This window comes from Streptomyces sp. NPDC058470 (assembly GCF_042721055.1).
Lineage (GTDB): Bacteria > Actinomycetota > Actinomycetes > Streptomycetales > Streptomycetaceae > Streptomyces.
In genome coordinates this window covers 1-19,658 of the sequence record NZ_JBHXMF010000025.1, presented here as the reverse complement: position 1 = coordinate 19,658, position 19,658 = coordinate 1, and the positions used below count along the sequence as shown (strand labels likewise).

The following is a 19,658-nucleotide window of genomic DNA, read 5'->3' as shown; positions in this document are numbered from 1 at the left end:
ATCTCCATATTTTCTAGCTACATTAATGTCGCGAGACGCGCAGAACATGCATCTACCAAGGAGCGAATTGTCATGTCGCAGGACCCACAGGGCCGGCCGGACCGGATCGAGACGTACGAGTTCCAGGAGGGCGTCACCGCGAGCGGCCCTGCCGAGTTCCAGAAGGTCGGCGTCCTCAAGATCGGCAGTCCGGACGCCGACCGCGTCCTGATACTGGTCGGTGGCCGTGAGGGCGGTGCGGCCGTCTTCAAGCACGCGGCGCGCAGCCTCACCGGGGCGTCCGAGGACCTGCAGGTGTGGGCGGTCGACCGGCGCGAGCAGAACCTCGCGGACCTCTCCGGGTTCGCCCAGAGCCCCGAGCAGGCCACCGAGTACTACTTGGGCGGGCACTACACGGTGCGGGAACAGGCACAGTCGCCGTTCGCCGCGTCCTGGGGTCTGGAAGTCCTGGTGGAAGACCTGCGCCGCGTGGTGCAGGCCGCGTCGGACGGCGGCCGCCGTGTGGTGATCCTCGGCGGGGTCTCCGTGGGCGCCACCGCCGCGCTGCTCTACGCCGGCTGGGACTTCGACGGCACCCCGGGCTACCGCGACCTCGCGGGTCTCGCGGTCGTCGACGGCGGTGTCCTCAACGCCTACTCGGGCGCGGGTATGGAGTTCGACCTGCCGCTGCCGGCCGCCGAGGGCTGGCTGGGGGCGATCGAACAGGGCGCCGTCTTCGAGGACTTCACGACCACCACCGTCGGCCTGGGCACCCACCCCGAGGACGCCGCCATCTGGTTCCAGCTGGCGGCCGTGTACGCGGTGACCGACCCGGACGCGCCCGCGGTACTGGCCGACCGGCTGCCCGAGACCGTCCGCACCGAGCGCAAGCTCACCAACGCGGGCCTGCTCGGACACCTCTTCGACGCGAAGCACGCCCACCCGTCGTTCTCGGTGAACGCCGGCGCCCTTGAGGACGGCGGCAGTTGGACGGACGGCGGTCCGACGCGCCTGACCACCGTCGCCGAGGCGTTCGCGGGCCCGCAGCCGGGCGCCTGGCTCTGGTACACCCTCAATCGTGTCCTGCTCGACTACGTCGCCGGGATGCCGTTCACCGAGACCGCCGTCACCCGCCGACTGGGACTGCGTCTGTCGCACACCGCCGAGATCGACATTCCCCTGTACGCCTTCCAGTCCGGCCTGACCAACGGCACCACGGGCCAGGCAGCCGCCGCCGTGACCGCCGCCAGCCGCATCCCGGAACTGTCGCTCCATGCGGACGCCGCCCTCTCCCACCAGGACGTCGTCTACGCCGAGTGGGACGACAACCGCTTCCTGCAGACCCTGTCGCAGTTCCTGCGCGACCTCCCGCGCCGCACCCACTGACCGGCGCCCGACGATCAGGACGGCAGGGGGGCGTACTTCCGTCCCCGGCAGTCCTTCTGTCTCCCTCAAATCTCTCCCCCTTCTTTTCCCCTTTTCTTTCCCCTCGGAAGGAGCAGTCGGATGACTGCCGTCACCGCCATCCCTGAGGCACCCCCACGGGCAGGACTGACGATCTTCGCCCTGTGCCTGGCCGTGTTCATCGTCCCGATCGGCCTCAGCAGCGCGCCGGTGGCACTGCCCGCGATCGGTCACGACCTCGACGCGGGTGTCGTACCGCTGCAGTGGGTCGTCAACGCCTACAACGTGACCGCCGCGAGCTTCATGATGGCGGCGGGCTCCATCGCCGATCGGATCGGCCGCAAGAGGGTCTTCTCGTTCGGCGTCGGGCTCTACGGCGTCTCGTCGCTGATCGCCGCCCTCGCCGGCAACGTCATCGTCCTCGACGTCGCGCGCGGCATCTCCGGCGTGGCGGCCGCCGCCATCATGACCGCCGGTGTCTCCGTCATCGCCAACATGTTCCAGGGCGCCGCCCGGACGAAGGCGTTCGCGTACGTGGGCGTCACCATCGGCGCGGGCCTGGCGCTCGGCCCGACGACCTCCGGTCTCCTGGTCTCCGGCCTCGGCTGGCGTTCCGTCTTCTCCGTCCAGGTCGTCATCGCGGCGGCGTCCCTGGTGGGCTTCAAACTGGTCCGGGAGTCGAAGGACCCCGACGCCAACGCCGTCGACTGGCCGGGTACGGTCACCTTCACCCTCGGGCTCTTCCTCTTCACGCTCGGCATCATCGAGGGCCCGCAGTGGGGCTGGGGCAGCGTGACAGTCCTGGGCCTGTTCATCAGCTGCGTGGTGTTCCTCGGCGCGTTCGTCGTCGTCGAACGGCGCCGACAGAAGCCCATGTTCGACCTCACGCTCTTCACCGAGCCCCGCTTCCTGGCCGTCAACCTGCTGGCCACCGCGGTCTCCTTCGGCTTCGTCGGCCTGATGGTGCTGCTGCCGTCATACCTGGTCGGAGCGAACGGGCTCAGCGGCAGCCAGGCAGGCCTGACCCTGCTGCTGCTCACCGCTCCGGTACTGGCGTTCCCGCTGGTCGCCGGGCGCCTCGTGCGGTCCGGCGTCTCCATGCGCTCGATCCTCAGCAGCAGCCTGCTGCTCGTCGCCGCGGGCTGCGCCTGGCTGACGGTGGTCCACCCCGGCATCGGCCTGCTCGGCCTGGCCGGACCCCTGTTCATGGTCGGCGTCGGCATCGGGCTCATCTACGGGCTCATGGACGGCGCGGCGGTCAGCACCGTTCCGCCGACCAAGGTCGGTATGGCCAGCGGCATGTTCAACACGATCCGGCTTGCCAGTGAGGCCGTCGCGGTCGCGGGCATGGTCGCGACGCTCGTCTCGCTGGTCCAAGGCCGCGTCTCCGACGGTCTGAGCCGCTTCTCCCAGGGCACCGATCTCAGCACGCGCGGTGTCGCCGACAGCGTCACCAGCGGCAACGTCACCGGGCCGGCCGAGCAGGTGCCCACCGGCGTGCGCGCTGAGTTCACCGACTTTCTCCGCGAGAGCTACACCCAGGGTTTCCAGGTCGTCCTGTGGTGCGCGGCCGGCATCTGCGTGGTCAGCGCGCTGGTGCTCCACCGCATCCTGACGGACCGAACGGTCGGCCCCGCCGAGGACGCCGAAGCGGAGTCGTCGTCCAAAGCGGGGGCAACTGTCTGAACCGCCCCCGGCCCCGGTGCCTCGGCCGCACCGCGGGCTGACGCCCGAGGCTCCGGGGGCCCGAGCCGGAGGTTTCGCGAATGACCGAGGTCACCTGGGGCGTGCGCTCGTCGGTCCGACAGCCGTCCTGCCCCAGATCCGCGCCCCCGGCCACCATCCCGCCGGGCAGCCAGGAATTGCCCTCACCCGTCCCGCAAACGCAATCAGCGGGCCCGCCGTTTCCGGCAGACCCGCTGATGAACACCGTCGGGACGACAGGATTTGAACCTGCGACCCCTTGACCCCCAGTCAAGTGCGCTACCAAGCTGCGCCACGTCCCGATGCCCGCCTGACCTGGTGTTTCCTCTGGCCGAACGCGCATCGAAACAATACCGCACTCGTGCTGGTGATCGCGCCCTCGTTTCCGGGGGCAGGCGGAGGCCGGCTCACAGCAGGTTGACCTGGAGTTTGGTTGAGGTTGCAGGCTGTTCCGTATGACGAGCACAGCGGAACAGGGTTACGCGTACGCGGATCTGCCCCGGTTGATGGGGCTGCTGACCGGCGATGAGAAGCACGGACCGGCGGCTACGTCCACCTTGGACGCGCTGTGGGTGCTGTACGACCGGGTGCTGCGGGTGGGGCCCGAGCGGATGGACGATCCGGAGCGGGACCGGTTCCTGTTGTCCAAGGGGCACGGGCCGATGGCGTACTACGCGGTGCTGGCGGCCAGGGGCTTCCTGCCCGTCGCATGGCTGCCCGGGTTCGGTTCCTACGACTCACCCCTCGGGCACCACCCGGACCGGCTGCTGGTCCCGGGTGCCGAGATCGGCAGCGGGTCGCTGGGGCACGGACTGCCGATCGCCGTCGGCATGGCGCTGGGGCTGCGGGCGCAAGGGCTCGACGAGCCACGCGTATGGGTGCTGATCGGCGACGCGGAACTGGACGAAGGCAGCAACCACGAAGCGATCGCCTACGCCGGGCCGGCCGGTCTGGAACGGCTGCACACGGTCGTGATCGACAACTCCTCCGCCAGTCACGCCCGGCCCGGCGGAATCGCCGCACGGTTCGTGGCGGCCGGCTGGTCCGCGACGACCGTTGACGGCCGTGACCACGAGGCGCTGTACGCCGCCTTCACCGCCCCTCATCCAGGCCGCCCCCGGGTGGTCGTCGCCCAGGTCGAATCGAAGTTCGCCTGAGGCGGGCTGTGGCCCGGTCTCCCCGCAAGCACGCTGAAAGGACACCAGATCCCATGGACACCATGCGTGACCGTTTCGCCCCGGTCGTCTCCCAGTTGCTCGACGAGGATCCACGTATCGCCGTCGTCCTCGCCGAGATCGGCAGGGACGGCTTCGAGGCGGCTCGGCACAGGCACCCGGAGCGGGTGATCAACATCGGCATTCGCGAACAGCTCCTCGTCGGGGCGGCCGCGGGCCTGGCGCTGACCGGGCTGCGGCCCGTGGTGCACACCTTCGCCAGTTTCCTCGTCGAGCGGCCCTTCGAGCAGGTCAAGCTCGACCTCGGGCATCAGGGCGCGGGCGCCGTGCTGGTCAGCGCGTCCGCGTCCTTCGACTGGCCCGCGGGCGGCTACACCCACATGTCGCCCGGCGACGTGGCCCTGCTCGACACCCTCGACGGCTGGACCGTGCATGTGCCGGGGCATCCGGACGAGGCCGAGACGCTGCTGCGCCACGCGGTCGCCGCCGGGGACGACAAGGTGTACGTGCGACTGTCCGTGCAGGCCAACGCGGAGGGGCTTCCGGTCGACGGGGCGCGCTTCGTCACCGTCCGCGAAGGGCACGCCGGGGTGGTTGTCGCCGTCGGCCCGATGCTCGACGCCACGCTCGCCGCCACGGAAGGGCTCGACGTCACCGTCCTGTACGCGACGACGGTCCGCCCCTTCGACAGGGCCGCGCTACGCCGGGCGACCGAGGCGGCGGGCACCGATGTCGTCCTCGTCGAGCCGTACCTGGCCGACACGTCCACAGCCTCCGCGTCCGGCGCACTCGCCGACGTGCGTCACCGCGTCCTCGGTCTCGGCGTGGGCCGCCGTGAGCTGCGCCGCTACGGCCGCGTCGACGAGCACCTGACCGCACACGGTCTCGACGCGAGGTCGCTGCGTGAGCGGATCGACGGCTTCCTGCGGGCCGGCGTCAGCGTCTGAACCGAGGACGCCGGGGCCACGGGGCGACGGGGCGTCCCCTGGGGCCGGGGCACCATGGAGGGCGTGCGCGGGAGGCCGCACCCGGGGGCGGCTACGTGAGGCCCGGCACCCCCGGCGTCTACGTGAGGCCGCGGCACCGCAGGGCAGGCATCCAAGTGAAGCTGGGGGCACACCTGGGGCGTCTCATGTAGACGCCCCAGCACCCCGTGGCGTCTACATGAGGCCCCGCGGCACCCCGAGGGCCCGCCGCACCCCGAGGTCAAGCATCCACATGAAGCCGACGGCGTGCCCCGAAACCAAGCATCCATATGAAGCCAACGACGTGCCCCAAGAGCGTGCGTCATCCATGTGAGGCCAATGGCACCCCGATGACAAGCATCCGCATACGACCACCACCCACCCCTGCAGCCCGCACGCGCACCTGACCCGCCGCCCCCACCCCTGTCAGCGCGCGCCTCAGCGCTGCTCCCCTCGCGCCGGTTCCGGTATCGCCCCGGTCGCGCGCAGTCCCGCCGCACGAGCGGAAGCCGAGGTGTCGACGCGCACCAGGTCACGTATCGCGGGCACCGACAGCAGGGCCGTCGCGGCTACAAGGGTCATGACGCCGGCGACGAGGAGGACGTTGTCCGCGCCGAGGACCGTCGCGGCCGGTCCCGCCAGGGCCTGGCCGACGGGCATCATCGCCAGGGAGCCCGCGACGTCGTACGCGTGGATGCGGTTGAGGACGTCCGGCGCGACCTGCGTCTGCACGCTGGTGGCCCACATCACTCCCCACACGGACAGGCCCGCTCCCGCTATCACCGCTCCCGCCGACATGGCCGCGACGCCGAGCCCCGCTCCGACGGACGCCGGGAAACAGGCGAACGCGAAGAGGGCGATCGAACCGACCCGCAGCATGCGGCGGGGGCGCAGTCGCAGCGCGATCAGTCCGCCTATGACGGTGCCGGCGCCGAGGGCCGAGTTGACCAGGCCGTAGGCGCGCGGGCCGTACTGCTGGACCACCTCCGTCGCCACCAGGGGGACCGTCGGACCCCAACAGAAGATCATGTACACGCACCAGACGGCGATGACTCCCCAGAGCCAGGTCCGGGCCCTGAACTCCCGCCAGCCCTCGGCGAGTTCGGCCCGGAAGGTACTGCCGTGGCGAACGTGGCTTCCAGGTGCGGCCGGTGGCAACCGGAGCAGCAGCAGGCACAGGGCGCTGAGCGCGTAGGTGCCCGCGTGGGCCGCGAAGACCGCTCCGGCCGACGCGAACGCGACCAGCAGGCCCGCAAGGGCCGGGCCCGCGAGCTGAGCGGCCGACTCGGCGATCCGTATCGCACCGTTCGCCCCCTGTACGTCGGTGGCGAGGCGCGGCACCGTACTGGCGACGCCGGGTTGGAAGACCGCGCCCGCCACGCCGTTGACCGCGCCGATCAGACAGATCTGCCAGAGGACCACGTGGCCGGCGAAGAAGAGCCCGGCCGTGAGGGCCTGGGTGACCAGTCGGACCAGGTCGGCGCCGATCATCAGCTTGCGCGTGCTGAACCGGTCGGCGATGACCCCGCCGAAGATGACCAGCCCGGCGAAGGGGGCGGCCGACGCGGCCATCGCCAGGCCGACCGCGCCCACCCCGTACCCGTACTGCAGCAGTCCCGCGGCCAGTGCCACCGGCAGGATGGTGTCCCCGAGCCGGGCGAGGGCTCGCGCGACGAAGAACAGCGCGAAGTCCCTTGACCAGACAGGCCGTGGGTCCCGCTCGGCAGCCGGGTCGCGGCGGCCACGGGCCTCGCCCGGGCCACGGCCGGAAGCCTCGCTCCGTGCCGTGACCTGCCCGGCCGGTGCTTCCCCGCCCATCCTGCTCCCCCTCCCCGCCGACCGATCCCCTGCAACTCCCCCACGGAGCCCCCGTCCCACTCCTGCCTTCGGATCATGCCACGGCGCACTGACAACGCCTCGGCAGTCTCAGTCGACGGACGGCAGGCCCAACTCCGGGTAGGACTCGAGCAGTCGGGTCGTGGCCGCCTGGCGCCAGGAGTCGGCGAGGATGTCGCGGAGTTCGCCGTCGTCCTCCAGGGCCGCGAGACGGACGCGGACCCAGGCGAAGCCCGCCTCGTGGTCGGCGATCCAGAACTTCGCGGGCTCGGCCCTGGCAAGCTCGTCCCGCTCCTCCTTCGGGCAGCGCACGGCGATGGAGGTCTCGGCCTCGGGCAGTGTGGCGAACATCTTTCCCGCGACCCGGAACGTGGGCATGCTCCAGGCGACCTTCTCCGTCGTGTCCGGCAGGGAGAGGGCGATACGGCGTACGTCTTCGGCATCCGGCATGAGAGGCACCGTAACCAATGGCACCGACAATCGCGCCGGGCCACCGTCCCGCCTTCCGCTCATGCGGCGGACCACGGCCGACGACGCCCTGACCACACCGAACCCCCGGGTCGAGACTCCCCAGGCGCAGGTCCGGCCCACGCCGCAAAGCCGACACATCCTCCAGGAGCGGCAGCTCGGTGCGGCGGGCAGCTCCCACGGCAACGGCCCGCGCTACCCCTCCGCGGCCGCCCCGAGCGCATCCAGCACCGGCCGGATCAGCGGATGCCCCTCCGCTCCCCGCCGTACGGCCGCGAAGACCCGGCGCGTCGGCGCCACCCCGTCGACCGGGCGGACGACCACGCCGGTGAGGTCCATGCCGATCAGCGCCGAGCGCGGTACGAGAGCCACCCCCGCGTCGGCCGAGGCCAGGGCGACCACCGCGCGGAAGTCGTCCGAGGAGTGTTCGAGGCGGGGCTGGAAGCCAGCGCTCTCGCAGGCCAGGACCACCACCTCGTGGCACGGATTCCCGGGGTACGGGCCGATCCACGTGTCCTTGGCCAGCTCGGCGAGCGGCACCTCGTCCACGTCCGCGAGGCGATGGCCGACCGGGACCACCGCGTCGAAGGGCTCGGCGTACAGGGGTACGTGGGTCAGGCGGGGGTCGTCGGCCCGCGGGGCCCCGCGGTACTCGACGGCGACCGCGACATCGACCTGCCGATCGAGGACCATCGGCAGGCTGGCGTCGCCTTCGGCGTCCTGGACGCGGATACGGATGCCGGGCGCCGACGCGGCGAGGCGGGCCACCGCGGGTGCGACGACCAGGGCGATGCCGGTGGCGAATGAAGCGACCGTGACCGTGCCGGCGGCGCCCGAGCTGTAGGCGGCGAGCTCCGCCTCCGCCCGCTCCAGCTGGGCGAGGACCGTGTTGGTGTGGCTGAGCAGGATCTCACCGGCCGGAGTCAGCCGTACGCCTTTCGCGCCGCGTTCCACCAGGCGGTGGCCCGTCTCCTGCTCCAGGGCGGTCAGCTGTTGGGAGACGGCCGAGGGCGTGAGATGGAGCGCGGCGGCTGCCGCCGTGACCGTGCGGTGGTCGGCCACCGCACGAAGGATGTGGAGCCGCCGCGCTTCGATCATGCGACCGATTCTCTCAGGTCGGGCAAACCCGAAAGTCTCTGAGGCCGGGCGAGCCGGAAAGCCTCTCGCTCAGGCGTCCAGCTCCACGCGGGCGGCCACGAACGCGTCCACCGCCCGGTTCACGTCCGCCGTCGAGTGCCCGGCGGACAGCTGCACTCGGATACGCGCCTGGCCCTGCGGCACGACCGGGAACGAGAAGCCGATGACGTACACACCGCGCTCCAGGAGGAGCTCCGCCAGGCGTCCCGCCCTCGCCGCGTCGCCGATCATGACGGGGGCGATCGCGTGGTCGCCGGGGAGGATGTCGAAGCCTTCCTCGGTCATCCGGCGGCGGAACAGCGCGGTGTTCTCCGCGAGCCGGACCCGCAGGTCGTCCGCCGACTCCAGCAGGTCGAGCACCTTGAGGGAGGCGGCGGCAATCACCGGGGCGAGCGTGTTCGAGAAGAGGTACGGGCGGGAACGCTGGCGCAGCAGCGCGACGATCTCGGCGCGGGCGGCGACGTAACCGCCGGAGGCACCGCCGAGCGCCTTGCCGAGCGTGCCGGTGATGATGTCGACGCGGTCCATGACGCCGTGCAGTTCGGGGGTGCCGCGGCCGCCGGGGCCGACGAAGCCGACGGCGTGCGAGTCGTCGACCATGACCATGGCGTCGTAGCGGTCGGCGAGGTCGCAGATCTCGCGCAGCGGAGCCACGTACCCGTCCATGGAGAACACGCCGTCCGTGACGATCAGCCTGCGCCGGGCGCCGCTCGCCTCCTTCAACTGCTGCTCCAGGTCGGCCAGATCACGGTTGGCGTACCGGAAGCGGCGTGCCTTGGAGAGGCGGATTCCGTCGATGATGGAGGCGTGGTTGAGGGCGTCGGAGATGACCGCGTCCTCGGCGCCGAGGAGGGTCTCGAAGACGCCGCCGTTGGCGTCGAAGCAGGAGGAGTAAAGGATCGTGTCCTCCTGCCCGAGGAACGCGGACAGCCGCTGCTCCAGTTCCTTGTGCACCTCCTGCGTACCGCAGATGAAGCGCACGGACGCCATGCCGTAGCCCCAGCGGTCGAGGGCCGCGTGGGCGGCGGCGACGACCTCGGGGTGATCGGCGAGGCCGAGGTAGTTGTTGGCGCAGAAGTTGAGGACCTCGCCGGGGCGCCCGCCCGCGGTGACGCTCACGGTCGCCGACTGCGGGGTGCCGATGACGCGCTCGGGCTTGTGGAGACCGGCGGCGCGGATCTCGTCGAGGGTGGTGCGCAGATCGTCGCGTACGGAATCGAACATCATCAGTTCCTTAAAGCCTTCGTTCCTTGAATCCTGAGTTCGTTGAATCCCTGAGTTCCTTGAAGCCTCGGCTCCTTTGAAGCCTTGGTTCCCTTTGAAGCCTTGGTTCCCTGGAAGCCTTGGTTCCCTGGAAGCCTTGGTTCCCTTGAAGCCTCGGTTTCTTCAAGCCTCGGTTTCTTGAAGCCTTCGGCGGGTCAAAGCCTTCAGAGGGTCCAGTCGAGGATGACCTTGCCGCCGCGGCCGCTCGCCGCGTCGGCGAAGGCCGCCTCGTGGTCGCGGTGGCCGTACCGGCCGGTGATCACCGGCGCGAGGTCGAGGCCGCCTTCGAGGAGGACCGACATCGCGTACCAGGTCTCGAACATCTCGCGGCCGTAGATGCCCTTGATCGTGATCATGGAGGTGACGATCCGGGACCAGTCGACCGGGAACTCCTCGGCGGGCAGGCCGAGCATCGCGATCCGGCCGCCGTGCGTCATGTTGGCGATCATGTCGCGCATCGCCTCCGGACGCCCCGACATCTCCAGGCCGATGTCGAAGCCCTCCCGCAGTCCCAGCTTGCGCTGGCCGTCGGCGATGGTCGCGTCCGAAACGTTGAGGGCGAGGCTCGCGCCGATCTTGCGGGCGAGCTCAAGGCGCTCCTCGCTGACATCGGTGACGACGACGTTGCGGGCACCGGCGTGCCGGGCCACCGCGGCGGCCATCAGGCCGATGGGTCCGGCGCCGGTGATCAGTACGTCCTCGCCGACCAGCGGGAAGGAGAGAGCCGTGTGCACGGCGTTGCCGAACGGGTCGAAGATCGCGGCGATGTCGAGGTCGACGGGGACACGGTGCACCCACACGTTGGCAGCGGGCAGCACCACGTACTCGGCGAACGCGCCGTCGCGGCCGACGCCCAGACCGACCGTGGCGCGGCAGAGGTGCCGTCGCCCGGCCAGACAGTTGCGGCACTTGCCGCACACCAGGTGGCCCTCGCCGCTGACCCGGTCACCGACCTTGATGTCGGCGACGTCGCGACCGGTCCCGACCACCTCGCCGACGAATTCGTGCCCGAGCACCAGCGGCGTCCGGATGGCCTGTTGCGCCCAGCCGTCCCAGGACCGGATGTGCAGATCGGTACCGCAGATCCCCGTCCTGAGGACCTTGATCAGTACGTCGCCGGGGCCGGCCTGCGGCTCCGGAACGTCCACGAGCCAGAGCCCGGGCTCCGCCTTCTCCTTGACCAGCGCCTTCACTCAACGGCTCCTGTGGGTGAGCTCCCGGAGCAGGGCACGCCGAAACGGCCGACCCATGCCGGGAGAGGGGTGAAATCCCCTGGAAATCTGCCGTACGACGGCTCCCTGGTCCATCGAGGATTTCTTAAGCGCGGCCACAGCTCCGCTTCACGCCACCCCGCGCCTCACTCCTCCAGTAGCCGGCCGCTCTCCCGGAGCTCGATCTGCTGGACCAGTTCCGCAGCCATCGACTTGATGATCTCCAGCCCCGCTCTTCCCCAAGGGCGCGGCTCGGTGTCGACGGCGCAGACCGTGCCGAGGGCGATGCCCGTGTGGTCGATCAACGGGGCGCCGAGGTAGGAACGGACACCGATCTCGTCGACGACGGGGTTCCCGGCGAACCGCGGGTAGTCGCAGACATCCTCCAGGACCAGCGCCTTACGTCGGACCACCACATGGGGGCAGAAGCCATAGTCGCGCGTCAGACAGCGGCCCACGCGGAGTCCTGAACCGTCCGACGCGGTGGCGACCGCGATCAGCCGGTCACCCGAGCCGCCGATACCCGGGCCACTGCCGTCCGGGGTGTGCAGTCCCGCGAAGAACTGCCGGTTCTCGTCGATGAAGTTGACCATCGAGTACGGCACGGCGGCGAGCTCGGCGAGCCTGTCCGCGAAGGCGTCGAAGGCGGGCTCCGCACGCTCCCCCAGACCCAGTCGGCGCAGCCGCCGCACCCGGGCGGGGGCATCCTTGTCCTCCGGGGTCAGCAGCAGACGCCCCGCAGGACGCCGGGGCTCGTCACTCATATACGGGCTCCATGCCTTGGGGCATGGGCTCCACCACTACTTGATACGTGCGTCATGTGTGGGCTCCCGTACTCGGTGAGTGTGCCGGCGCGTGTGCGAGGAGATGCCGCACCAGGACGAGCAGGGTCTGCACGCCCGAGCTGGAGATCCGGGCGTCGCAGCGCACGATGGGGATCTCGGGGTCGAGGTCGATGGCCGCGCGCACCTCCTCGGGGTCGTAGCGGTAGGAGCCGTCGAACTCGTTGACCGCGACGATGAAGCCGAGACCGCGCTGTTCGAAGAAGTCGACGGCCGCGAAGCAGTCCTCCAGACGGCGTGTGTCGGCGAGGATCACCGCGCCGAGCGCCCCCTCGGAGAGCTCGTCCCACATGAACCAGAACCGCTCCTGCCCGGGCGTCCCGAACAGATACAGCACGTGTTCCGGATCGAGAGTGATCCGGCCGAAGTCCATGGCCACGGTCGTCTCCACCTTGTTCTCGACGCCGTCGAGACTGTCGGTGGCGGCACTGACCGTGGTGAGCAGCTCCTCCGTACTGAGCGGCGCGATCTCGCTCACCGCGCCGACGAAGGTCGTCTTGCCTACCCCGAACCCTCCCGCCACCAGGATCTTCAGCGCGGTGGGGAAGGGGTCAGAGCTGTCGTCGTAGTCCATCGAGCACTGCCTCCAGAAGAGACTGGTCAGTGGGGTTGTGGTCGAACACGGGAGGCTTCGTCGTCAGCGCCCCGCAGTCGACGAGGTCGGACAGCAGCACCTTGGTGACCGCCGCCGGCAGCTTCAGGTGTGCGGCGATCTCCGCGACCGAGATGGGGACCCGGCACAGTTCGAGTGCCTGGGTGTGCTCGGGCCCGAGGTAGCCGAGGGGAGTGGCGCCGGTGGCCATCACCTGCGACAGGAGGTCGAGCGCGGTGGTGGGCCGGGTCCGGCCGTTGCTGACCGTGTAAGGGCGCACCAGCCGGCCGGCCGCGTCGTCGAGCCAGGGCCCGTCGCCGGCGGCGGCCACGCTCAAGGCCTCATCGCCGAGGGTTCGGCCGCGGGCTGCCGGGGTGCGGTCATCAGATACGGCCGGACGCTCTTGACCAGCATCGCCATCTCGTAGCCGAGCACCGCCGCGTCGGCCTCACGCCCGGCAAGTACGGCGAGACAGGTGCCGGAGCCGGCCGTGGAGACGAACAGCAGGGTCGAGTCCAGTTCGACGACGACCTGACGTACGTCGCCGCCGTCGCCGAAGCGGATGCCCGCGCTGCGGCCCAGGGAGTAGAGGCCGGAGGCCAGCGCGGCCATGTGGTCGGCGCTGTCCGTGTCGAGGCCGTGGACCGACTTCACGAGTCCGTCGCAGGACAGGAGCACCGCGCTCGTGGTGTGCGGCACGCGCTGCACGAGGCCGCTCATCAGCCAGTCGAGATCGGATACATGGCCGGTCGGCGCATCGCTCGCCATGGTGGATCGACTCCTTGAGGTACGCAGGTCTGCGAGAGCGGAGGGGGTGGAGGTGCTGGTGGGGGTGGAGAAGCCACTGGTCATCCGGCCGGTGCGCTCCCGTCGTGCCGGGTGGTGAATCCCTGTCCGGGCGCAGGCGCGGGCGCGGCGTCGCGCGCCCCCTGCACCTCGTGCGGCGCGGGCGCATGGGCCGTGTGCACCTCGACTATGTGCGCCGCATCGCTGGGCACTCCGGGCGGCCCGTCCGCCTGCGGTCCACCCGCCTGCGGCCTACCCAACTGCGGCGCGTCGGCCGGGCGTACATCCATCGGCCGTACGTCCATGGAGGCGACGCCCGCGGACGTCACCCCGTCGACTCGGGTCACCCCATCCACGTGCCGCTCATCCATATGCAGCTCATCAATATGCGATCGCTCCATATGTGATCGCTCCATGTGCGAGGCATCCACGTGTGGTTCCTCCACGTGTGGTTGCTCTCTGCGGGAGTCCCCAGGAGCATCCGCGTGGGCGTGACTCACGTGGGCGTGCCCCATATGGGCCACGCCCACGACCGGCGCATCCACCCGAACAACCTCCAGCGGCGGCAGCGTGGACGAGCCGCCCAGAGGCCAAGCCTCCGCATCCGAGGGCTCCACGCGCGCCGATTCCGCCTGCGCCACCTCCGCGAGCCCGATCCCGCGCTGGAACGCCGCCATGAGGCCGGGGTCATGACCGGGGACGTACTCCGTCTCGCGGCGGGGTGCGGGCCCGTCGCGCAACTGGGGGGCGATGTGTTCCTGAGCGCGTCTCGTGGGCAGTTGGGGCTTGCCCATGGTGCCGCGGACGGCGCTGCCCCGCGCTGTTGGCGGCAGCGCCGCGTTGTCCGTCACCCCGTGCCCGTCGTCGGGACGGATGCCGGGTACGGCCTCGGCCGGGTTGGGCCGCGCCACGCGGGTTCCGCGCATGGGCAGCGGCGCCGGACCACCGCGCCCCGTGGTCATCGCACCCTTCGGCGCCTGGTCCCGCTGCGTCTGCCGAGGCATGGGGGAACCCGCCCCGCTCCCGGGCGGCGCGGAGACCGGGGCCGCCTGCACGCCCCCCGGACCCGCCGACGGGCGCCGGTGCCCCGCCGCCTGCTGGGGCTGCCCCCGCGTCACACCTCCGGGGTCGCCCTGCGCCGTCCCCAACAGTGCCTGCGGCACGACGAGTACGGCTTGGACACCGCCGTAGATATTGGTCTGCAGCCGTACGTGGATGCCGTGCCGGCGCGCGATCTGCGAGACGACGAACAAACCGATGCGGCCGTCCTGAAGCAGGCTGGCGACATTGACCTGATCGGGGTCGGCGAGCAGGGCGTTCATCTTGTTCTGTTCGCCCAGCGGCATGCCGAGGCCCCGGTCCTCGACCTCGACGGCGAGTCCGGAGGTCACGAGGTTGACGCGCAGTAGCACTTGCGTGTGCGGGGCCGAGAACACCGTGGCGTTCTCGACGAGTTCGGCCAGCAGATGGACGACGTCGGCGACGGCGTGTCCGCGCAGTGTGCCGTCGATAGGAGGCACCAGTTTGACCCGCGAGTACTGCTCGACCTCGGCGATCGCGGATCGCAGTACCTCGGTCATGGAGACGGGGTTGCTCCACTGACGGCGCGAGACGGCGCCACCGAGCACGGCGAGGTTCTCGGCGTGCCGCCGGATGCGGGTGGCGAGGTGGTCGATGTGGAAAAGGCCCTTGAGCAGATCCGGGTCCTCGATCTCGTTCTCGAGCTCGTCGAGGATCGAGATCTCGCGGTGCACGAGGGACTGGAGCCGCCGGGCCAGATTGACGAAGACCTCGACCTTCTGCTCGCTGCCCGCATGACTGGAGAGCTGCGCGGCCTGTACGACGGCCGTGATGGCGCCGTCGTGGGCGCGGGAGAGATCGGCGGCGAGCAGCTCGAAGTCGTCGGCGTCCGCGGGCGGCTGGCGGCGCGCCTTGCGGGCGGGCGGACTCTCGCCGCGGCGCAGCCCTTCGACGAGGGCGCGCAGGTCGCCCTCGGTGCGGGCGCTGGTGCGGCGCAGGGCACCTATCCGGTCCCGTACGGACGTGGCGGCGCGGTCGGCGGCCACGGCGGCTATCACGATGCCCGCGAGCGCCACGCCCAGCGCTCCCGCGAGCACGGCCCACAGCGTGAGGCCGGGCCGTGCGCCGGTGGAGCGGACGGTGAACAGCACGGCCGCGGACGCACTGAGAGCCACTGCGGTCGGCGGCAGCACCGCCAGGCGCAGCAGTTGGGGCCGTAGGTGGGTTTCGGGCAGCGAGGGGGCTGTGTGGGCGACCGGCCGTCCGTGCCGTCCGCCCTCACGGCGGTCTGCGCGTGCGGCCGGTGCGCGAAGCTGAGACATCGGCGTCCTTGTACTGGTACGTCGGGGGTAGGGGACTGACGGGTCGGACATCCCCTGGGGCTCCCGCGGGTCTGCTCGACTCGGTCGGGCGTCATCGCGGTGCCGGTCGAGAAGAGCCGAAGAATTCGGCCCCTCGTCGCCCGACGGCAACTGACAGTAGTCGGCAACGCTTCATGTGCGGTGGGCAGTTGACAAAGTCAGACGGGCAGGGTCCCGCTCTGGTATGATCCTTCGTACGACAGACCGATAACACCCTCGGACGCGCGTTCCCGTAGAGCACGGTTTCGATCAGAGCTGTTCAGAAGCGGTCAGCGACAAACGGCGAGGGCCGGGGAGCAATGTGCTCCCCGGCCCTCGCCGTTGGTCGAAAACGTGGTCCCCGGGATCGGGATTTCAGCCCGCGGGCACCGTTTCCGGTTCGCCTGTGCCCTCCGTGGTCCCCGCGACGACGTCACCCGGTGTGTTGGCCGCGGTCTTCTGCACGGCGGGCCATCCGGCCTCCGGTGTGACGGCCACGGCGCGCCACCAGGGCTCGGACGGAACGGTTTCGGCCGTCGGTTCGAAGGGCTCGCCGGGGCGCGGCAGCGCGACGCGCGCACCGACCGCGTCTGCGGCGGCGACAGTCCCCTCGCCGGGCTCCGCCCAGGGGTGGGCCGCCAGATTGAACGTCGCCCAGTGGATCGGCATCATGACGCCGCCGGGCCGACCACCCTCCAGCCCCCGTCGCCCGCCCTGAAGATCCAGATGGGCGCGCATGCCCTCCTCGGGCGTCATGTGGATGTCGGGCCAGAACTCGCTGTACGCGCCGATCTGGATCATCGTGGCGTCGAACGGTCCGTGCTCGGCGCCGATGTCCTTGAAGCCCTCGAAATAGCCGGTGTCACCACTGTGGTAGATCCGGTGGTCGGCACCGGCCACCGCCCAGGACGCCCAGAGTGTGTGCTGGGTGTTGCGCAGACCCCGGCCGCAGAAGTGGCGGGCGGGTGTGGCAGTCAGGGAGATGCCGCCGACCTTCGTGGACTCGTTCCAGTCCAGCTCGCGCAGCCGGTCCTGCGACACGCCCCAGTGCTCCAGGTGGGCGCCGACACCGAGCGGCACCGCGAACACCGTGTCCGTGCCGGCCAGGGCCTTGATCGTGGGCAGGTCGAGGTGGTCGTAGTGATCGTGCGAGATGACGACCACATCGACGGGTCCGAGCGCGGCCAGCGGCAGCGGTACGGGGTGCAGCCTCTTGGGTCCGGCGAAGTTGAACGGAGAACATCGTTCGCCCCAGACCGGATCGAAGAGCACCCGGTGCCCGTCGATCTCGGCGAGCACACTGGAGTGCCCCATCCAGGTGAGCCGCAGCCCGCTCGGCGCGGGCCTGGCGAGGTCGGCGAGCGTCGTGGCGTGCACCGGCACCGTGCCGGCCGGGGCGCGCCGGACACGCTCTTCCTTACGGAGGTAGGCCTTCGCGGCCTCACGCATGGCGCCGTCGGGCCGGGGGGTACCCGCCGGGTTCGTGAAGACACCGTCCGCGAAGTTGGGCGATCTGCGGATGCGCTCCAGTCGCTCACCGCTCGGATCCGCGCCGAAGGCGGCGGGCCGCAGCGCGCGGAGCCCGGAGCTCAGGGGACGGAAACCGGTCACAGTACCTCCAGGTGGAGTCAGTCAGGCTTTCATTATGGTCGCCGCATCCGACAGCGCCGGGGCGGACCCGTCACAGCGCGATGTCCGTGACCGTACGGCCTGTATCTCCTCAACCCCATGGAGCGCCCCCTTCTTCCTAACCCCGGGGCGGGTGTGTGCCCCTTTCCGTCACCAGGAGCTCAATTACTGACTGCCTGTTCAGTACGCGTACTGTGACCGTCCGGCCCCGCCCGTCCGGCCGCCTTTGGGGACACCATGTACCGAGGGCTCCGACACCCCCACGGCGGTGGACCTCGCGCCGGTCGGCCGACCCCCTGATCGCCGTATACCGAGGAGACCCCGTGACCGCCCCCCTGATGACGCTCACCTGGACCGACCACGTCACCGGCCACCAGGGCTTCCTCGTGGTCGACCGGCTCGTACGAGGTGTCGCCAGCGGCGGACTGCGGATGCGGGCGGGCTGCACGCTCGACGAGGTCGCCGGGCTCGCCCGCGGCATGACCATGAAAGAAGCCCTGCACTACCACTCCGAGGGCCGCTACATCCCGCTCGGCGGCGCCAAGGGCGGCATCGACTGCGACCCCCAGGACCCGGCGGCGTACGGACTCCTGGTGCGCTACCTGCGCGCCATGCGCCCGTACATCGAGAGCTTCTGGACCACGGGCGAGGACCTCGGTCTCACCCAGGACCTGGTCGACCGGGCCGCCGAGGAGGCGGGGCTCGTCTCCTCCATCCAGGCCGTGTACCCGCTGCTCGACGACGAGGTGACCGCGAGACGGCGGCTCGCGGACGCGTTCGCGGTCGAGGTGGACGGGATCGGACTCGACGAGTTGGTCGGGGGCTGCGGTGTCGCCGAGTCGGTGCTCGCGGCCCTGGACCGCGCCGGGATGCCGTACGCGGGGACGCGCGTCGCCGTGCAGGGGCTCGGCACCATGGGCGGGGCCACGGCACGCTTCCTCGCGCGCGCGGGACTCACGATAGTGGCCGTCGCCGACATCAAGGGAACGATCGGCAACCCTGACGGCCTCGACGTCGACGCGCTGCTCGCGGCGCGGGACGCCTACGGGACGGTCGACCGCTCGGCGCTGCGCCCGGCCGACCGTGAACTGCCGGGCGACGCATGGCTGTCGGCCTGCGCGGAGGTGCTGGTGCCCGCGGCGGTCTCCTATGCGATCGACACCGTGAACCAGCAGTTGATCAGCGCCCGCTGGATCGTCGAGGCGGCCAACATGCCCCTTCTGGCCGAGGCGGAGGAACTGCTCGCCGCGCGCGGAGTCACCGTCCTGCCGGACGTCGTGGTCAACTCCGGCACGAACGCCTGGTGGTGGTGGACGCTGTTCGGCGACATCGGCGCGGACGCGGACGAGGCCTTCGCCTACATCCGGCGCTCCATGCGCGCCCTCATCGACCAGATGCTGGCCCGCGCGGAGGCCGACGGGAGCACGCCGCGAGCCGCCGCGCACGCCATCGTCGCCGACCGACTGCCGGTGATCGCCGAGCGGTTCGGCTGGTACGGATGACCACGCTGGGCCACCCGCATCCCCGGCGCGACCTGGGAGACCCGACGCCGACACGCCCTCTGGCGAGGGATTAGGGTTGCCGCGTGGCAAGAGTGCGGTTGAACGTGGCGGAACGGCGCGAGGAGTTGCTGCGCGCCGCGGTCGAGCAGATCGAGGCGCGGGGTGTGGCGGCGGTACGGATCGCCGATGTGGCCTCGGCGCTCGGGGTGAGCAACGCGCTGGTGCTGTACCACTTCTCGACCAAGGAGAAGCTGCTCGCGGAGGCGTTCGCCTACGCCGCCGAGGACGACCTCGCCCATCTGCGCAAGCTGCTCGGCCGTCGCACCTCGGCGCTGCGCCGACTGCGGGCCGCGGTGCGCTGGTATGCGCCGACCGGGCAGGCCAAGGGGTGGCGGCTGTGGATCGAGGGCTGGGCGGCCGCACTGCGCGAGCCCGCGCTCAGAGAGGTCACGTGCTATCTCGACAAGCAGTGGAAGGCCGCGATCATCGAGGTGATCGCGGAGGGCGTGGCCGCGGGTGAGTTCCGCTGCCCGGACCCCACCGGCACGGCCCTTCGCCTGACAGCGCTGCTCGACGGGCTCGCCGTGCAGATGACCGCGTACGAGGGTGCGGTGTCGCGGGCTCAGACCCACGAGTGGGTGGACGAGGCACTCGCGCGCGAACTCGGCCTTGAGCGGGAGGCGTTGACGGCGGCGGTGCGCTGAGAGGCATACCGTCCCAGGCGTTGTGCCCCCTTCACCTCGTACGCCCGAAGGCTCTCCCGGCAGACGCCGAGGGGTGGTGCGCGGCGCCGGAACCCCGGCGC

General features: G+C 70.8%; 17 protein-coding genes and 1 tRNA gene. 6 read left to right on the top strand and 12 right to left on the bottom strand.

The window, feature by feature from the left end:
* Positions 1-72: 72 nt before the first annotated feature.
* Both ACFWP7_RS19685 and ACFWP7_RS19680 read left to right on the top strand, forming a co-directional pair.
* Positions 73-1,365 (top strand): alpha/beta hydrolase, encoded by a 1,293-nt coding sequence (locus ACFWP7_RS19685; RefSeq protein WP_384382810.1) that lies wholly within the window; start codon positions 73-75, stop codon positions 1,363-1,365.
* Between the two features lie 120 nt (positions 1,366-1,485).
* Complete coding sequence (locus ACFWP7_RS19680; protein ID WP_384382809.1) at positions 1,486-3,069, top strand: MFS transporter; 1,584 nt, start codon at positions 1,486-1,488, stop codon at positions 3,067-3,069.
* A gap of 246 nt (positions 3,070-3,315) precedes the next feature.
* Here the strand turns inward: ACFWP7_RS19680 and ACFWP7_RS19675 are convergent.
* Positions 3,316-3,389 (bottom strand) — tRNA-Pro (locus tag ACFWP7_RS19675).
* 153 nt (positions 3,390-3,542) lie between these two features.
* Between ACFWP7_RS19675 and ACFWP7_RS19670 the strand changes: the two genes are divergently transcribed.
* Positions 3,543-4,244 carry a transketolase gene (locus tag ACFWP7_RS19670; RefSeq protein WP_384382808.1) on the top strand — a complete coding sequence of 234 codons (702 nt, stop codon included), beginning with the start codon at positions 3,543-3,545 and terminating at the stop codon, positions 4,242-4,244.
* 53 nt (positions 4,245-4,297) lie between these two features.
* Entirely contained in the window at positions 4,298-5,209 is a 912-nt protein-coding gene (locus ACFWP7_RS19665) for a transketolase family protein (protein ID WP_384382807.1), read from the top strand.
* Positions 5,210-5,665: 456 nt separating this feature from the next.
* Here ACFWP7_RS19665 and ACFWP7_RS19660 read toward each other — a convergent pair whose 3' ends face one another.
* From ACFWP7_RS19660 to ACFWP7_RS19610, 11 genes are all read right to left on the bottom strand, one after another.
* Positions 5,666-7,045, bottom strand: a complete 1,380-nt coding sequence (locus ACFWP7_RS19660) for an MFS transporter (protein ID WP_384382806.1) — start codon at positions 7,043-7,045, stop codon at positions 5,666-5,668.
* Between the two features lie 108 nt (positions 7,046-7,153).
* Positions 7,154-7,513: an MmcQ/YjbR family DNA-binding protein gene (locus ACFWP7_RS19655; RefSeq protein WP_384382805.1), complete on the bottom strand. Its 360-nt coding sequence runs from the start codon at positions 7,511-7,513 to the stop codon at positions 7,154-7,156.
* Positions 7,514-7,726: 213 nt separating this feature from the next.
* The gene (locus ACFWP7_RS19650; protein ID WP_384382804.1) at positions 7,727-8,629 is read right to left on the bottom strand and encodes a LysR family transcriptional regulator; all 903 of its coding nucleotides are present in this window, start codon (positions 8,627-8,629) and stop codon (positions 7,727-7,729) included.
* Positions 8,630-8,698: 69 nt separating this feature from the next.
* Complete coding sequence (locus ACFWP7_RS19645; RefSeq protein WP_384382886.1) at positions 8,699-9,892, bottom strand: glycine C-acetyltransferase; 1,194 nt, start codon at positions 9,890-9,892, stop codon at positions 8,699-8,701.
* A gap of 203 nt (positions 9,893-10,095) precedes the next feature.
* Positions 10,096-11,124, bottom strand: coding sequence for an L-threonine 3-dehydrogenase (gene tdh, locus ACFWP7_RS19640; protein WP_384382803.1), 1,029 nt, complete (start codon positions 11,122-11,124; stop codon positions 10,096-10,098).
* 164 nt (positions 11,125-11,288) lie between these two features.
* A complete protein-coding gene (locus tag ACFWP7_RS19635; RefSeq protein WP_384382802.1) occupies positions 11,289-11,906 on the bottom strand; it encodes a GAF domain-containing protein in 618 nt (205 codons plus the stop codon).
* Positions 11,907-11,958: 52 nt separating this feature from the next.
* The gene (locus ACFWP7_RS19630) at positions 11,959-12,558 is read right to left on the bottom strand and encodes an ATP/GTP-binding protein (protein ID WP_384382801.1); all 600 of its coding nucleotides are present in this window, start codon (positions 12,556-12,558) and stop codon (positions 11,959-11,961) included.
* On the bottom strand, positions 12,536-12,907 hold the full coding sequence (locus ACFWP7_RS19625) for a DUF742 domain-containing protein (RefSeq protein WP_384382800.1): 372 nt from the start codon (positions 12,905-12,907) through the stop codon (positions 12,536-12,538). Before ACFWP7_RS19625 ends, ACFWP7_RS19630 begins: the two co-directional genes overlap by 23 nt.
* Before the next feature lie 2 nt (positions 12,908-12,909).
* A complete protein-coding gene (locus tag ACFWP7_RS19620) occupies positions 12,910-13,344 on the bottom strand; it encodes a roadblock/LC7 domain-containing protein (RefSeq protein WP_266835426.1) in 435 nt (144 codons plus the stop codon).
* A gap of 80 nt (positions 13,345-13,424) precedes the next feature.
* Positions 13,425-15,704: an ATP-binding protein gene (locus ACFWP7_RS19615; protein WP_384382799.1), complete on the bottom strand. Its 2,280-nt coding sequence runs from the start codon at positions 15,702-15,704 to the stop codon at positions 13,425-13,427.
* 393 nt (positions 15,705-16,097) lie between these two features.
* Positions 16,098-17,333, bottom strand: a complete 1,236-nt coding sequence (locus ACFWP7_RS19610) for an MBL fold metallo-hydrolase (protein ID WP_384382798.1) — start codon at positions 17,331-17,333, stop codon at positions 16,098-16,100.
* Between the two features lie 341 nt (positions 17,334-17,674).
* Here ACFWP7_RS19610 and ACFWP7_RS19605 point away from each other — a divergent pair, with 341 nt between their 5' ends.
* Both ACFWP7_RS19605 and ACFWP7_RS19600 read left to right on the top strand, forming a co-directional pair.
* The gene (locus tag ACFWP7_RS19605; protein ID WP_384382797.1) at positions 17,675-18,853 is read left to right on the top strand and encodes a Glu/Leu/Phe/Val dehydrogenase dimerization domain-containing protein; all 1,179 of its coding nucleotides are present in this window, start codon (positions 17,675-17,677) and stop codon (positions 18,851-18,853) included.
* Positions 18,854-18,936: 83 nt separating this feature from the next.
* A complete protein-coding gene (locus ACFWP7_RS19600; protein ID WP_384382796.1) occupies positions 18,937-19,557 on the top strand; it encodes a TetR/AcrR family transcriptional regulator in 621 nt (206 codons plus the stop codon).
* The last annotated feature ends 101 nt before the right edge of the window (positions 19,558-19,658 follow it).

Bases quoted from the DNA above. Each gene is read 5' to 3' on its own strand.
- ACFWP7_RS19655 (WP_384382805.1), bottom strand. From the start codon at position 7,513: ATGCCGGATGCCGAAGACGTACGCCGTATCGCCCTCTCCCTGCCGGAC.
- ACFWP7_RS19645 (WP_384382886.1), bottom strand. From the start codon at position 9,892: ATGTTCGATTCCGTACGCGACGATCTGCGCACCACCCTCGACGAGATC.
- ACFWP7_RS19630 (WP_384382801.1), bottom strand. From the start codon at position 12,558: ATGGACTACGACGACAGCTCTGACCCCTTCCCCACCGCGCTGAAGATC.
- ACFWP7_RS19670 (WP_384382808.1), top strand. From the start codon at position 3,543: ATGACGAGCACAGCGGAACAGGGTTACGCGTACGCGGATCTGCCCCGG.
- ACFWP7_RS19650 (WP_384382804.1), bottom strand. From the start codon at position 8,629: ATGATCGAAGCGCGGCGGCTCCACATCCTTCGTGCGGTGGCCGACCAC.
- ACFWP7_RS19635 (WP_384382802.1), bottom strand. From the start codon at position 11,906: ATGAGTGACGAGCCCCGGCGTCCTGCGGGGCGTCTGCTGCTGACCCCG.
- ACFWP7_RS19680 (WP_384382809.1), top strand. From the start codon at position 1,486: ATGACTGCCGTCACCGCCATCCCTGAGGCACCCCCACGGGCAGGACTG.
- ACFWP7_RS19685 (WP_384382810.1), top strand. From the start codon at position 73: ATGTCGCAGGACCCACAGGGCCGGCCGGACCGGATCGAGACGTACGAG.
- ACFWP7_RS19620 (WP_266835426.1), bottom strand. From the start codon at position 13,344: ATGGCGAGCGATGCGCCGACCGGCCATGTATCCGATCTCGACTGGCTG.
- ACFWP7_RS19665 (WP_384382807.1), top strand. From the start codon at position 4,298: ATGGACACCATGCGTGACCGTTTCGCCCCGGTCGTCTCCCAGTTGCTC.
- ACFWP7_RS19615 (WP_384382799.1), bottom strand. From the start codon at position 15,704: ATGTCTCAGCTTCGCGCACCGGCCGCACGCGCAGACCGCCGTGAGGGC.
- ACFWP7_RS19660 (WP_384382806.1), bottom strand. From the start codon at position 7,045: ATGGGCGGGGAAGCACCGGCCGGGCAGGTCACGGCACGGAGCGAGGCT.